The following is a 14329-nucleotide window of genomic DNA, read 5'->3' as shown; positions in this document are numbered from 1 at the left end:
AGGATCTCGGTCGATGCTCGAGGGCACCCTCGACAGCTTCAGCCTGCCGGACATCTTCCAGCTGCTGGCGCTGACCAAGAAGTCCGGTCGGCTCGACCTGCACAGCGACCGTGGTCAGGGCAAGGTCTGGTTCAGAGACGGTCAGGTCTACTACGCGCTGGCCAGCGGTGGCCGGCTGGCGTTGGGCAAGCGGCTCGCCGCCGCCGGGCGGGTCACCGCCGAGCAGGTCCAGCAGGCCTTGGAGCAGCAGCGCGAGCTCGGTGGTCCGCGGTTGGGGACCATCCTCGTCGAGCAGCGCGTGATCGACGATGCCACGCTCGAGACGTTCGTCCGCGAGCAGATCCAGGACGCGGTCTTCGACCTGATGCGCTGGAGCGACGGCCAGTTCGCGTTCGAGTCGGCCCTGGACCTCGCCGAGCCGATCGGGCTCACCGTCACGGTCGAGAACCTGATCATGGAGGGCTCTCGGCGCCTGCAGGAGTGGGACGCCGTCCGCAAGAAGATCCCCGGCCTGGAGGCGGTCGTGGCGATGGCCCCGGCGCCCGACGATGCCGGTGTCGAGGTCAACCTCAAGCCCGAGGAGTGGCGGCTGCTGACGATGGTCGACGGCCGGCGCACGATCGGGGACCTCGTCGAGCTCAGCGGCAAGGGTGAGTTCGCCGTCTGCAAGCTGCTGTACGGGATGGTCGGCGCCGGTGTGCTGGAGGTCCGCGACGTCGACGTCCAGGGCCCCTCGTCGGTCGCGGCGATCCTGGACGAGGTCGAACTGATCCGCCAGCTCGAGGAGGGCGCAGCAGCCTTCGAGCCGGCGCCCCAGCGCCGCCTCGCCTCAGCCCCGCGCGCGCCCGACGAGCCGTCGCGCCCCGCGACCCCTCTCCGCCCGGCCGAGGCCTCTCCGCGTGCCGCCGGCACCTCACCGCGACCAGCTGGCACGTTCACGCCCCCGGCCGAGGCGCCGCCGCGCGCCCCCGGACCGCTCCAGGCGCGCCCCACGGCGGTCCCATCGGCGTCCGAGTCGGCTGATGTCGGCGGCTCGACCGGCCCGACCAGCCCGAAGCGGTTCGCCCCAGCAACCGAACGACGGATCACGACCGATCCGGACCTGGACGAGGAAACGTTGGACCGCCTCATCGCGGGCGTGAAGGCGCTGTAGATGATCCGCCGCGACCGCGCACGAGGAGGCAAGGGCCGGACGCTGAAGATCGTCGTCGCCGGCCCGTTCGCCGCGGGGAAGACCACCCTGATCCGGACGATCTCCGAGATCACGGTGCTGTCCACCGAGCGCGAAATCAGCGACCACACCCGGGCGCTGAAGTCCGAGACGACCGTCGCCATGGACTTCGGGCGGATCACCGTGGGCGGCGACCTGGCGCTGTACCTGTTCGGCACGCCCGGACAGGAGCGCTTCGACTTCATGTGGGAGATCCTCGCCGAGGGGATGCTCGGTTTCGTCCTCGTGGTCGACGCCCAGCGGGACGCATCCCTGGACGAAGGCGCCCGCATCCTGAAGTTCTTCCTCGACGTGGCCGATGTTCCCTACGTGGTCGCGGTCAACAAGGTGCCCGCGGGTGACGACGCCGACGCGTACGCCGCCCGTGTGCGCGAACGGCTGCGGCTGCCGTCGGACGTGCGGGTGGTGGCGTCCGACGTCCGCGAGCGCGACAGCGTGAAGGAGGTCGTGGTGGCCCTGCTCGAGACCGTCCGCGAGGTCGTGCGGTCCTCGGGACCGACGCTCGTCGGTGAGGCGGGACAGCGATGAGGCAGCTCGGACAGGTCCTGCTGGGCGAGGGGCTGATCTCTCCCGAGCAGCTGCGCGACGCCGAGGAAGACCAGCGGCGACTCGGGAAGTCGCTGGGCCGGATCCTGATCGACCGCAAGCTGGTCACCGAACAGGACCTGGTCAGCGCGCTGTCCAAGCAGATCGGGATGGAGTTCGTCGACCTCGCCGCGATCGACGTCGATCCAAGCGCGGTGTCGCTGATCAGCGACGCGGTGGCCAAGCGGTACAACGCCCTGCCCATCGGCTTCGAGGACGGCAAGCTCGTCGTGGCGATGAGCGATCCCTCCAACGTCTTCGCCATCGACGACATCCGCACGGCCACCGGCTACGACATCCGCCCGATCGTGGCGACCCGCCAGGACATCGCCCAGGCCATCAGCCGCTACCACCGGATGAGCGACGACATCGGCGACGTCCTCGCCGCCGACCTGAATGCTGCCCCCGAGGAAGAGCAGCAGGACCTCTCCCAGGTCACTGCCGTCGTCGAAGACGCCCCGATCGTCAAGTTCGTCAACCTGCTGATCACCCAGGCGGTGCAGGACCGGGCGTCCGACATCCACATCGAGCCGGGCGAGAAGGAGATCCGGGTCCGCTACCGCATCGACGGCGTCCTCCACGAGGTCATGCGCAGCCCGCGCAGCATCCAGTCGGGGGTGATCTCCCGTCTGAAGATCATGGCCGAGATGGACATCGCCGAACGGCGCATCCCCCAGGACGGGCGCATCGGTCTGGTGATCGGCGGCAAGGCCATCGACCTGCGTGTCTCGACCCTGCCGACCGTGTACGGCGAGAAGGTCGTGATGCGGATCCTGGACAAGTCCTCTGTCCTGCTGGAGCTGAAGGACCTCGGCTTCCTCCCGGAGAACTACGAGCGCTACGAGACGTCGTTCCGCAAGCCCTACGGGATGATGCTGGTGACCGGCCCGACCGGGTCCGGGAAATCCACCACCCTCTACGCGACGCTGAACATCCTCAACCGGCCCGAGGTGAACATCATCACCACCGAGGACCCGGTCGAGTACCGGCTCGGCGGGATCAACCAGGTCCAGGTCAACGTCAAAGCCGGACTGACGTTCGCGTCGGCGCTGCGGTCGATCCTGCGTCAGGACCCCGACATCGTCCTGGTCGGCGAGACCCGTGACCGCGAGACCGCCCAGATCGCCGTCGAGGCGTCCCTGACCGGCCACCTCGTCCTCACCACGCTGCACACCAACGACGCCCCGTCGGCGATCGTGCGGCTCACCGAGATGGGGATCGAGCCGTTCCTGGTGGGCTCCGCGGTCGACTGCGTGCTCGCGCAGCGGCTGGCGCGGCGCCTGTGCAACGGCTGCAAGGAGCCCTACACCCCCACGCCGGCGACGCTGAAGGAGGCCGGCTTCCCCGAGGACGTGGTCGAAGCCAGGCCCGAGGTCTTCCGCGCCGCGGGGTGCAGCCGCTGCGGCAAGACCGGGTACCGCGGTCGTCTGGCCGTGCACGAGGTCATGGCGGTGACCGAGGAGATCGAGCGGCTCTGCGTCGAGCGCGCCTCGTCGGACGAGATCATGCGGGTCGCGGTGAGCCAGGGCATGGCCAGGCTCCGCCAGGATGGCCTGGCGAAGATCATGCAGGGCGACACCACCATCGAGGAGATCGGTCGGGTCGTCGTCTGACGGCGCCCTTCAGAAGCCCTCCGCAACGTCCGAGAACCCCCCTGGAACGGTCCACTACGAGGCCCGCGCTCGCGGGGCGATGGACAGGAGTCGTGATGGCCAAGGCGCTCGGAGAGATCCTGCTGGATCAGGGCGTCATCGACGCCGCTCAGCTCGATCGCGCGGAGCAGCACCGCCGTGACCGTGGCACCAGCCTCGGCAAGTCGCTGGTGCAGCTCGGTTTCGTCTCCGAGATTCACCTGGTCCGCGCCCTCGCCCAGCAGCTTGGCTTGGGGTTCGTGGACCTCGACCGCGACGGCCTCGACCCGCTGGCAGCCGAGATGGTCTCGCGCGCCGTCGCGGAGGAGGTCCTCGCTGTTCCCGTGTCTTTCGGCGACGGTGACGAGTTGGTCGTCGCCGTCGCCGACCCAAACAACGGCGCCGCCCGCGAACGCATCCAGGCGGAGACCGGCATGCGCGTGCAGCTGGCGCTGTCGACCCGCCGGGCGATCCTCGCCGCGATCGCGCACCTGCCGGTCGGCCAGGCCGGCGCGCAGGACGCGGCGGTCGCGGTCGGCGACGACCGAGGAGGCACCGTCTCCAACGTCGGGGCGCCACCGGTGGTGCGCCTGGTCGAGTCCGAGGAGACGACGGCCTTGGACCTCGACGAGCTCCTCACGGTGCTCGTCGACTCGGGTGGCTCGGACCTGCACCTGACCGCCGGCATCCCGCCGACCATCCGGTTGCACGGCGAGCTTTCCCCGCTGGAGGGCTACCCGAGGCTCGAGCCCACCGAGCTGCGCAAGCTGCTCTACGCGATCCTCACGCACAAGCAGCGTGAGACGTTCGAGAACAACCTCGAGCTCGACCTGTCGTACTCGGTCCCGGGCAAGGCGCGCTTCCGCGTGAACATCTTCCAGCAGCGCGACGCCCTCGGCTCGGTGATGCGGGTGATCCCCTTCGAGATCAAGCCGCTCGAGAACCTCGGGGTGCCGACGCAGGTCGCGAACTTCGCCTACCTGCCCCGCGGCTTCGTGCTGGTCACCGGCCCGACCGGGTCGGGCAAGTCCACCACGCTCGCGTCGATGATCGATCTGATCAACATCAACCGAGCGGTGCACATCATGACCGTGGAGGACCCGATCGAGTTCCTCCACAGGCACAAGAAGTCGGTGATCAACCAGCGTGAGGTCGGGACCGACACCCACGGGTTCAACCACGCCCTCAAGCACGTGCTGCGCCAGGACCCCGACGTGATCCTGGTCGGGGAGATGCGCGACCTGGAGACGATCCAGATCGCGCTCACCGCAGCGGAGACCGGCCACCTGGTGTTCGCGACCCTGCACACCCAGGACGCACCCCAGACCGTGGACCGCGTGATCGACGTGTTCCCGCCGCACCAGCAGGAACAGATCCGGGTGCAGCTGGCCGGGGCGTTGCAGGGGGTGGTCTCACAGCAGCTGCTCAAGACCTCGGACGGGCAAGGCCGCGCGGTCGCCTGCGAGGTCATGATGGCGACCCCGGCGGTGCGCAACCTGATCCGCGAGGGCAAGACCCACCAGATCTACTCCTCGATCCAGGCCGGCATCCAGCACGGCATGGTCGCGATGGACCAGTCGCTGGCCACGCTCGTGAAGAATGGCAAGGTCACCTACGAAGAAGCGCTCTCCAAGTGCAGCCAAGTGCAGGAGTTCAACCGCCTGGCCGGCCGCGGCTGACAGGCAAGGAGTCAACCACCATGGCGACCGCCACCGCACAGTACACCTACCAGGTCCGCGACCGGGCCGGGAAGCTGATCAGCGGCCAACTCGAGGCCGACAGCTCCGGGGCGGTCGTCGCGCGCCTGCGTCAGATGGGCTACACGCCCGTCAACGTCGAGCAGGTCAAGACCTCGGGCATGCAGACCGAGATCAAGATCCCCGGGATCGGGAACAAGGTCAAGCTGAAGGACCTCGCGATCTTCAGCCGCCAGTTCGCCACCATGATCAACTCCGGTCTGTCGCTGATCCGTGCGCTGTCGATCCTGGCCGAGCAGACCGAGAGCAAGAGGCTCGCGGAGATCGTCCGTGAGATCCGGCAGGAGGTCGAGGCCGGCAAGTCGCTGTCGGGCGCGCTCGCCGAGCACGACAAGGTCTTCCCGCGCCTGTACATCGCGATGGTCCGGGCGGGCGAGACCGCCGGGATGCTCGACCAGGTCCTGCTGCGCATCGCCGAGGCTCTGGAGAAGGAGGTCGCGCTGCGCAGCAAGGTCAAGTCGGCGATGACCTACCCGGTGATCGTCTTGATCATGGCCATCCTGCTCACCGGTGTGATGCTCGCGTTCATCGTGCCCGTGTTCGCCGGCATGTTCGAGGACCTCGGCGGTGAGCTCCCGACACCGACGAAGATCCTGATGATGGCGTCGAACTTCGTGTCCAGCTTGGCGGGGCTGGTGACCTTCATCGTGGCTCCGGCCGGTTTCTGGTTCGCGTTCAAGCGGATCCGCGCGACCGAACAGGGTCGGTACCAGCTGGACCGCCTCAAGCTCAAGGTGCCCGTGTTCGGCCCGCTGTTCCACAAGATCGCGCTGTCGCGGTTCGCCCGCAACCTCTCGGTGCTGCTGCGTGCGGGCGTCCCGATCCTCCAGGCGCTGGAGATCACCGCCGAGACCGTGAACAACGGTGTCATCGGCAACGCCGTCAAGGACGTGCAGGAGTCGGTCCGGGAGGGTGAGTCCATCGCCGCTCCGCTCGCCAACCACGACACGTTCCCGCCGATGGTCGTGCAGATGATCGCGGTGGGCGAGGAGACCGGCGCGGTCGACACGATGCTCGAGAAGGTCTCGGACTTCTACGACCAGGAGATCGAGTCGACGACCGAGTCGCTGACGGCGCTGATGGAGCCGATCATGATCGCGGTGCTCGGCGGGATCGTTGGGAGCATGGTGATCGCGCTGTACATGCCGATCTTCAAGGTGATCGACCTCGTCGAGTAGCGGCACCGCTCTCGTCGCGCACTGTGGGTGGCGGCCCCTGTCAGGGGCCGCCACTCCTGCGTCCGGCCCTCGTGCCGCTGGTGTGGCCAGACGTCCGGCTCCCTGCCCGTGGCACGGCCGGTCGCTGGTCTGGAACGACAGCCCAGATCGCGAACTTGTGGTGATCCACCGCTAAAGCTGCCCGCCGTCACGGCCGAACATGTACGTGACGAGCCGCAGTGCGAGTCTCAAGGCAAACCCGCCGGGAGGTGGGGACGCAAAGCCACGGGGCCCACACGGCGGAAGCCGGGAAGGTCAGCCGGGCTGCCTCGCACAGGACCGCGGGAGCGGATCTTGTGGGGGCACGGGAAGTTCGTTCCGGCGGTTCGTCACAGGAGCGAACAACAACAACCGAAAGGTAGTCGCATGATCCGCAAGATCCACGAGGCCCGCGAGGAAGAGGGCTTCACCCTGATCGAGCTGCTGGTCGTCGTCATCATCATCGGCATCCTGGCGGCCATCGCGATCCCCACGTTCCTCAACCAGCGTGAGAAGGCGTGGCAGAGCGCCGCGAAGTCCGACCTCCGCAACTCTGCGGTGGTCATGGAGGAACACTTCAACGACACCGGCTCGTACGCCAACTACGCCGGTACGTTCAAGACCTCCGACGGCGTCACCGTGACCATTGCCGCGACCCCGGCCGCGAGCACGACGGTCTACTGCCTCAACGCCGACCACGCCAAGCTCGGCGCCGCAGGTAGCGTCGACTTCCACCTCAACAGCACGGTCGGCAAGCCGGCCGCAAACGCTTGCGCGTAGCTCTACCAAGCAACTCCTCGCTCTACGCAAGCAACTCCTCGCGGGGCGGCCCTTGAAGGGCCGCCCCGCTTGGCGTTCCCGACGGATGGCACACTTACACTCGTCCTCATGAACGTCGCTGGCTGGCCGGTTGTCGCGCTATCCGGCCTGTTCGGTCTCCTCCTCGGGTCCTTCGCGAACGTCGCGATCCACCGATGGCCCCGGAAAGGATCCGTCCTCCGTCCGGCCACCTCGCGGTGCCCTGCATGCGGCACGGACATCAAGCCCTACGACAACATCCCGGTCGTCTCGTGGCTGGCCCTGCGCGGCCGCTGTCGCAACTGTGGTGAGCCGATCTCGTGGCGCTACCCGGTGGTCGAGCTCCTGGTCGGCGTCATCTGGGCGCTTCTCGCCGCCGTCCACGGCCTGACGTGGGCGCTACCGGCGTTCCTGGTGATCGGGTGGGCACTGGTCGTTGCCACGGTCATCGACCTCGAGCACCGCATCATCCCCAACAAGCTCACGTACCGTCTGACACCGGTGATCCTGGCGCTTCTGGTTGCAGCTGCGGCGCTCAGCGGACAGTGGAGCGATCTGCGCCGTGCGGTCCTCGTCGGGCTCGCGCTCCCTGGGGGGATGTTCCTCCTCAGCGAGATCTTCCGGACGTTGCGAGGCCAGGCGGGCATGGGGATGGGCGACGTCAAGCTGGCCTTCTCGCTGGGCTTGGTCCTCGGCTGGCTCGGCGGGTGGCAGGTCGCGATCGGCCTGTACGCCACCGTCATCGCCGCCGTCGTCGTGGCCGCGATCCTGATGGCCGCCGGCCGGGCGCGGCTGGCCAGCCGCATCCCGTTCGGCCCCTACCTCGCCATCGGCACCCTCGTCGCGATGCTCGCCGGCGACCCTCTGGCCGCGGTGTTGCGGACCTGGCTCGGCCTCGCCTGACACCCTAAATGACCGTGGTGTAATTCAAGAGTTGAGCACTCATGTGTCGAAAGTTCCCCTTGACTGTTGTTGTTGATGGTGTTACAGGTGTCAAGTGCCGTTAGAGATGAGGCACGCGAACGGCGGAGAGCACGTAGGCGGCGACGCTGCGGACGGCTATCCAGGTCGGCCGCGCACGGGACGCCGTCGACCGTCCGGGCGTGGCCGGTAGGGGGACGAGGGAACCGATGGGGCAGCGGAGCCGGGGTGACGAGCGTGAGCGTCTACTCACCGTGAGCGAGGTCGCGGCCGAGCTGAGGGTGTCGAACATGACCGTGTACCGGTTGATCCGCCGCGGCCAGCTGTCGGCCCTGCGGGTGGGCAAGAACTACCGGGTCCGCCAACAGGACCTCGCGGCCTACCTCAAGGCTGGCTCCGTGCAGGCTGAGCAGGGGTAGGACGGTGGCCAGGAGAGGAGCGATCGGCCTGGATATCGGCACCCACGCCGTCCACGTGGCGCAGGTGTCGCGTGAACGTGGCCAGCCGGTGACGACCAACTTCGGGGGTGTGACGCTGCCCAGGGGGGCCGTCCGCGAGGCAGAGATCGTGGAGCGCGACACGGTCACCGCGGCCGTCCGGCAGCTGTGGTCGGACGCCGGGCTCCGCGAGAAACGGGTCCACCTCGGCGTCTCGAACCAGCGGGTCGTGGTCCGCCAGATCGACCTGCCCTACATGGAGGAGCGCGAGCTGCGATCGGCGCTGCGCTTCCAGGTGCAGGAGTACATCCCGATCCCCGTCGAGGAAGCCGAGCTGGATTTCCAGCGCCTCGAGGAGTTCACCGGCGAGGGCGGAGCGCGGATGATGCGCATCCTGCTCGTCGCGGCTCAGCGTGAGTCGATCGGCGACCACGTCGCGGTCGTCGAGGGCGCCGGACTCCGCCCGGTCGGTGTGGACCTCAACGCCTTCGCGGTGCTCCGTGCCGTGGTCCCGGATCCCGAGACCGCCACCGGCGCGGAGATGGTGGTCGATATCGGTGCCGGTGTCACGAACATCATCGTCCACGAGCGCGGCATCCCCCGTTTCGTGCGGATCCTGGTGCTCGGCGGGGGCGACATCACCGACGCGCTCGGCACCTCCCTGGGGGTCTCGACCGAGGACGCTGAGGCCACCAAGATGCAGGCCGGCCTGACCGGCGGTGACGCCACAGCGGTGCAGGTGATCGAGGACCGCGTCAACCAGTTCGTCGACGAGGTCCGTGGCTCGCTCGACTACTTCCTGGCCCAGACGGGAGCGGCCCAGGTGACCCGGGTGATGATCTCCGGTGGGGGCTCGAAGCTCCCCGGACTGGCCGACCGGCTGTCCACCGCGCTGCGCGTGCCGGTGGATCGCGGCAGACCGTTCGAGGCCGCTCCCGCCCGTGGCAGCGCCTACGGGCCCGACCAGTTGCGCGAGGTCGAGCCGCTCCTGGCCACAGCGATCGGGCTCGGGCTGGGGGGTCTGGAGTGAGCTCGCGCGTCAACCTCCTCCCACGCGAGGCCGAAGACCGCGAACGCGCTCGGCGTGCGCGGTTCCTGCTGGTCCTCGCGGGGATCGCGTTCCTGGTCGTCCTGGGGCTGTTGTACGCACTGCAGGTCGCTCGTCTCAACGCCGCCAGAGGAGAGCTCGAAGCGGCCGAAGCGGAGCGCGACGAGCTCCAGGCCGAGGTGACAGAGTTGAGCGCCTACGCGGAGCTCGACCAGCGACGCACCCAGACGATCGAGCTCCTCACCGCCGTGATGGCGCCGGAGACCTCGCTGGGCGGGATCCTCCAGGACGTGGCCGCCGTCATGCCCACCGACTCCGCGTTGACGTCGCTGACCGTGACGATCCCGCAGGAAGCGTTGGAGCAGGGACCGTTCGACTTCGGCGGGCCATCCTTCGGCACGCTGGCCGCAGCCGGCGAGACCCTCCGCGGTCACGCGCCCGGCGTGGAACGGCTGCTGCTGGAGTTCGACAAGATCGCGGCGTTCTTCAACGTGTTCGTCACAGGCTCTGAGATCGACGAGGAGGGCATCACGGTCTTCACGGTGGAATCCGATCTCGGGCCGGAGATCTTCACCGGGCGGTACGTGGAGGGGCTACCGGAGGAGCTGCGATGACCCGCGGCACGGCGCTGGTGGGCGCTCTGATCGCGCTCGTCGTCCTGGTGGCCTTCTACTTCCTGCTGTGGAGGCCGAAGAGCGACGAGATCCAGGCCGCCCGTGAGCAGCAGGAGCAGGTCGAGGCCGAGGCTCAGCAACTGCGTGCGCGCATCGCCGGTCTGGAGGAGATCCGCCGCAACGCCCCGGAGGTGGAGGCCGCCATCGTCGCTGCGGAGTCCGTCGTCCCCCGCGATCTGGCCGTACCGGCGGCGCTGCGGCAACTGGTGCTGGCGGCAGACGAGTCTGGCACCACCCTCGTCGCGGTCAACCCCACGCGACCGGAACAGGTGGAGGACGCCGAACCGGGTCTGGCTGCGATCACCTTCGCGATGCAGGCGTCAGGCGGGTACTACCAGCTGGTCGATTTCCTGCGGCGGATCGAGGACCCGGCGATCTCCCCCCGCGGTGTCATCTGGACGTCCCTGAACGTCGCCGAAGCTGAAGAAGAGGGCTATCCGACCCTGACCGCGACGATCACCGGGACGATGTACGCGCTGCTGCCGGTCCCGCCGGAGCCGGCCCCGACTCCAACTCCGAGTCCCGGTGGCGAAGATGGGGAGGCGGACGGCGAGCCGGCGGCCGACGAGACGCCGGGGGAGGGAGCGGCCGCATGAGCGAGCCGGTCGTCGTCGAGCGTCGCCGCAGCACTGTCGTCGCCATCCTCGCCGTGGTGGCCGCGGTGGTGGTCCTCGCGCTGCTGTGGTTCTTCGTGGTGTCGCCGCTGCTCGGCGGGGACGAGGAAGAGGAGGAGCCGGTCGTGCCGGTGGCAGGCCCGCAGACCACGCCATCCCCGGACGGTCAGCCAGAAGTCCCCGCGGGGACGCCGTCGCCGCAGATCACCGAGCCAGAGCAGGGCGAGGCCCTGCCCATCGAGACCTTCGAGCTCGTCCTGTCACGGGACCCGTTCCGACCCGTCCGCCCGGCGGTTGCACCCCCTCCGGGGGCGCCTGGTCCGGGCGCCCCCGGTCCCGGAGCGCCTGGAGCTCCGGGCGCGCCAGGCGCTCCGGGGGCGCCCGGTGCGCCGACACCGACACCGACCGGGACGCTCGCGCCGACCGACGGTGCTCCCGCAGACGGGGACGGAGACCGCGCCCGAGTCGAGGGCCGCGACGTCGTGCTCATCGACGTGTTCGCGGAGGACGGCCGGGAGCGAGCCGTCGTGCAGGTCGACGGCCGGGCCTTCGAGGTCGGGGAGGGCGACACCTTCGCCGACAACTTCCGGGTGCTGAGCATCGACCCGCCGTGCATCACGTTGCTGTTCGGCGACGACGCGTTCACGCTGTGCGAGGGCGAGCGTGTCCTGAAGTAGCACCAGCGCAGCAACCCAAGACTCAACTCCCGGTGCCGGGTAGCCGAGAACTGACCCAGGGTCCAGTGCACCTCGAGTTGGAGTCAGCATGCTCGCGACGATCCGTGAGCGCACGTCGCCTGAAGACGGCGTGACGCTCGTCGAACTGCTCTGGGCGACGGTCATCCTGGCTGTTGTCCTGGCGGCCATGGCCGCGTCCAGCGTCGCCAGCATCGCGGGCACCACCAGCGCCAACGGTCAGGTCGCGGCTAACCAGTTCGCGAACGAGGTCGTCGAGCGGATCCGCGACGAGCGGTGGACCACCCTGGTGCCCACCGGAACGCCGGTCAACCCGAGCTACCCGGCCGTCGTGCGCAAGGGCGTGACCTACACCCCCACGGTCGCACTGACCTGGGTGAACGATCCCTGCAACGGCAGTGCCATCACAGCCACGACCGACGGCACGAAGGACTACCTGCGCGTCGACGTCACGGTGACCTGGGTGATCAAGGACAAGACCAGGACACTGAACGTCCAGACCTTCCGCACACCGACTCCCGCTGAGCTCAAGCCACACCGTGTGGAGGTCCTGACATGCGCGTGAGGACGGGGCCCGTGATCGGGCGGAGCACCACGGATCGACAGGCCGGCATCACCTTCATCGAGGTCATCGTCACGGTCGCCATCCTCGGCATCGTGGGTGCCGTGGCAGCCAGTGGCCTGATCTCGGGCTACCGCAGCACCGACTTCGTGAACGACCAGACGCACACGACCGCCGCGCTGAAGGTCGCGGCCGAGCGGATGGGGCGTGAGATCCGTGCTGCTGATCCCATCGAGGGCAACGCCACCGCCGGCGAACGTCGGCTACAGGTCCGCATCTACCGCAACGGCGTCTGTACCCGGTACATCTACCGCATCGAGGGCGGCAACCTGGTGCAGTACACGCAGGGACCCCTGACGCCGGCGCCGGCACCGTTGGGATCGTCCACCATCCCCAACGCCTGCACGTCGCCTGCCGCGTCCGAGCCGCCCCCGGCAGCGCTTCCCCGTACGGTCCTCGTCGAAGGTGCCTCGCCGACCGCGGTGATGTTCCGCTACTTCGACGCGGCGGGGACCGAGGTGCCACCGCCAACCAACGTCGCGAGCGCCGAGAAGGTCACACGGGTGCGTGTGACGTTGACCCGCCCCCAGACGGGGCGGAAGAAGGACCTCGTGGTCTCCACAGTGGTCGATCTCCGCAACGCCGAGAGGACGAAAGCGTGAACCGCCGAACCCTGCGCAGCACGTGGGCGCACCGCGGCGACGAGTCCGGGTCGATGCCGTTGGCTCTCCTGGCCTCCATCGTGGTGGCTGCCCTGATCACCATCGTGACGTCGACCACGATCGCGGGTCAGCGCAGCGCCCGAGCCGACCGCGACTGGACAGCGGTGATCCAGGCCGCCGATGCCGGCGTCCAGCAGGCGCTGTACCAGCTCAACGCCTCGTTCCGGCCTGATGGCGACCGGTTGCCGGCAACAGGGGACGTGGCCGGAACGCTCGGCGCCGCATCCTTCACGTGGTACGCCGAGCGGATCGGCGACACCCGCGAGTGGGAGGTGTACGCCGAGGGGACGCTGAACGGCAAGTCCCGCCGTGTCGTCGCCACGGTCGAGGAGAACCGGCGCTTCTTCGCGAGCGCCTTCGGCAACCTCCTCGCGGGGTTCTCCAACAACAACGTGTCCGACACCTTCAACAGCGGCGCCGACGGCAACCCGACGCACTGGCCGCGCCCCGGGCGGCTGGGGCTCGTGGGCTCCAACAACGTGATCGACACCGGTGGTAGCTCCAGCACGCTGGACGGCATCCAGCTGTGGGACTGGAAGCCCGACCAGGACCACGCCACCCAGTTCACTGCGCGCTGCAAGGGCAACGGGGTGATCGGTCTGACCCGCACGAGTGCCAGCGCCGTCCCCGGCTACGACCCTCCCGAGCTGCGGGGTTGTGCGTCCGAGGCGCTGGTGCGTCCAGCCAACAGCTTCTACGGTCCGTACACGCAGACGATCAACGAGAAACGGGTCCTCAGCCCCACCGCCGAGGCACTACGCGAGAAGTTGGCGGCCTGCGGCGACGCGCGGCCCCTGCCCAACTTCGACAACACGACCTCGGGGCCCACGGAGCTGTCACCCGTGACGGCTACTGTCGCCACGACGACGGGGAACACCCTGAACCAGCCCAGGGTCGTGCCGCCGCAGGGCAGCCATGTGGACAACACGTTCGAACCGGGGTACTACTGCTACAACAACGTGACCTTCGGGCGGGACACGACCCTGGCCCCCGGGTCCGACGCGACGGACATGGTCAACAACCCGGTCGTGATCGTGGCGACGGGGAGGGTCGAGCTGGCGGGTTCGGGTGCGTCGTCGGCGCGGAAGGTCAACTGCTCTGCGCTGCCCTCACCGAACCTGCTCGGTCTCGGTGACTGCCCCGGCACCTCGGGCAATCCCCCGATCGCCGGTGCGCTCCAGATCTACCTCGTCAAGGACCACAAGGTGGCGTCGCCGGCCACACCCGAGTTCCAGCAGAACGCTCCCAGCTCCTACTTCGGTGGTGCTGTCTACGGGGTTGACGCTCACTGCGGGAACCCCGGTTCGGCCCAGGCGGAGGTGTACGGATCGCTGATCTGTGACCAGATCAACAACGTGGGTGGATGGAAGTTCCACTTCGACGCGTCGCTGGAGACGCTGGGTAACAGCGTCTTCACGCTGAAGCGCTGGCAGGAACGCTGACCGAACGCCAGGTCCG

At 68.6% G+C, this 14329-nt stretch carries 14 protein-coding genes, 1 pseudogene and 1 riboswitch; all 15 genes and pseudogenes read left to right on the top strand.

Annotated elements, in window-relative coordinates:
* The first annotated feature begins 13 nt into the window (after positions 1-13).
* The 15 genes and pseudogenes from KY462_11290 (at position 14) to KY462_11220 (ending at position 14313) form a co-directional block, all read left to right on the top strand.
* The gene (locus KY462_11290; protein ID MBW3578299.1) at positions 14-1153 is read left to right on the top strand and encodes a DUF4388 domain-containing protein; all 1140 of its coding nucleotides are present in this window, start codon (positions 14-16) and stop codon (positions 1151-1153) included.
* The gene (locus KY462_11285) at positions 1154-1759 is read left to right on the top strand and encodes an ATP/GTP-binding protein (GenBank protein ID MBW3578298.1); all 606 of its coding nucleotides are present in this window, start codon (positions 1154-1156) and stop codon (positions 1757-1759) included. It abuts the gene before it with no gap.
* On the top strand, positions 1756-3429 hold the full coding sequence (gene pilB / locus KY462_11280) for a type IV-A pilus assembly ATPase PilB (GenBank protein MBW3578297.1): 1674 nt from the start codon (positions 1756-1758) through the stop codon (positions 3427-3429). The genes KY462_11285 and pilB overlap by 4 nt, the downstream gene beginning before the upstream one ends.
* Before the next feature lie 452 nt (positions 3430-3881).
* Complete coding sequence (locus KY462_11275; GenBank protein MBW3578296.1) at positions 3882-5126, top strand: type IV pilus twitching motility protein PilT; 1245 nt, start codon at positions 3882-3884, stop codon at positions 5124-5126.
* 20 nt (positions 5127-5146) lie between these two features.
* Positions 5147-6382, top strand: coding sequence for a type II secretion system F family protein (locus KY462_11270; GenBank protein ID MBW3578295.1), 1236 nt, complete (start codon positions 5147-5149; stop codon positions 6380-6382).
* Between the two features lie 221 nt (positions 6383-6603).
* Positions 6604-6693: riboswitch (cyclic di-GMP riboswitch) on the top strand.
* Positions 6694-6787: 94 nt separating this feature from the next.
* Positions 6788-7180, top strand: a complete 393-nt coding sequence (locus tag KY462_11265; protein MBW3578294.1) for a prepilin-type N-terminal cleavage/methylation domain-containing protein — start codon at positions 6788-6790, stop codon at positions 7178-7180.
* Positions 7181-7288: 108 nt separating this feature from the next.
* Positions 7289-8101 carry a prepilin peptidase gene (locus tag KY462_11260; protein ID MBW3578293.1) on the top strand — a complete coding sequence of 271 codons (813 nt, stop codon included), beginning with the start codon at positions 7289-7291 and terminating at the stop codon, positions 8099-8101.
* A gap of 227 nt (positions 8102-8328) precedes the next feature.
* Complete coding sequence (locus KY462_11255) at positions 8329-8538, top strand: helix-turn-helix domain-containing protein (GenBank protein ID MBW3578292.1); 210 nt, start codon at positions 8329-8331, stop codon at positions 8536-8538.
* A gap of 4 nt (positions 8539-8542) precedes the next feature.
* Complete coding sequence (pilM, locus tag KY462_11250; protein ID MBW3578291.1) at positions 8543-9586, top strand: type IV pilus assembly protein PilM; 1044 nt, start codon at positions 8543-8545, stop codon at positions 9584-9586.
* Positions 9583-10218: a hypothetical protein gene (locus KY462_11245; protein ID MBW3578290.1), complete on the top strand. Its 636-nt coding sequence runs from the start codon at positions 9583-9585 to the stop codon at positions 10216-10218. Before pilM ends, KY462_11245 begins: the two co-directional genes overlap by 4 nt.
* Positions 10215-10874 (top strand): type 4a pilus biogenesis protein PilO, encoded by a 660-nt coding sequence (pilO, locus tag KY462_11240; protein ID MBW3578289.1) that lies wholly within the window; start codon positions 10215-10217, stop codon positions 10872-10874. Before KY462_11245 ends, pilO begins: the two co-directional genes overlap by 4 nt.
* 332 nt (positions 10875-11206) lie before the next feature.
* A pseudogene (locus KY462_11235) lies at positions 11207-11287 on the top strand (YbaB/EbfC family nucleoid-associated protein).
* Positions 11288-11657: 370 nt separating this feature from the next.
* Positions 11658-12152 carry a hypothetical protein gene (locus tag KY462_11230; protein ID MBW3578288.1) on the top strand — a complete coding sequence of 165 codons (495 nt, stop codon included), beginning with the start codon at positions 11658-11660 and terminating at the stop codon, positions 12150-12152.
* A gap of 11 nt (positions 12153-12163) precedes the next feature.
* Positions 12164-12811 carry a prepilin-type N-terminal cleavage/methylation domain-containing protein gene (locus tag KY462_11225; GenBank protein ID MBW3578287.1) on the top strand — a complete coding sequence of 216 codons (648 nt, stop codon included), beginning with the start codon at positions 12164-12166 and terminating at the stop codon, positions 12809-12811.
* Entirely contained in the window at positions 12808-14313 is a 1506-nt protein-coding gene (locus KY462_11220; protein MBW3578286.1) for a hypothetical protein, read from the top strand. Before KY462_11225 ends, KY462_11220 begins: the two co-directional genes overlap by 4 nt.
* Positions 14314-14329: the final 16 nt, after the last annotated feature.

This window comes from Actinomycetota bacterium (assembly GCA_019347675.1).
Taxonomy (GTDB): domain Bacteria; phylum Actinomycetota; class Nitriliruptoria; order Nitriliruptorales; family JAHWKO01; genus JAHWKW01.
The sequence above is the reverse complement of the archived record's forward strand: the minus strand, read 5'-3'. Positions and strand labels throughout refer to the sequence as shown.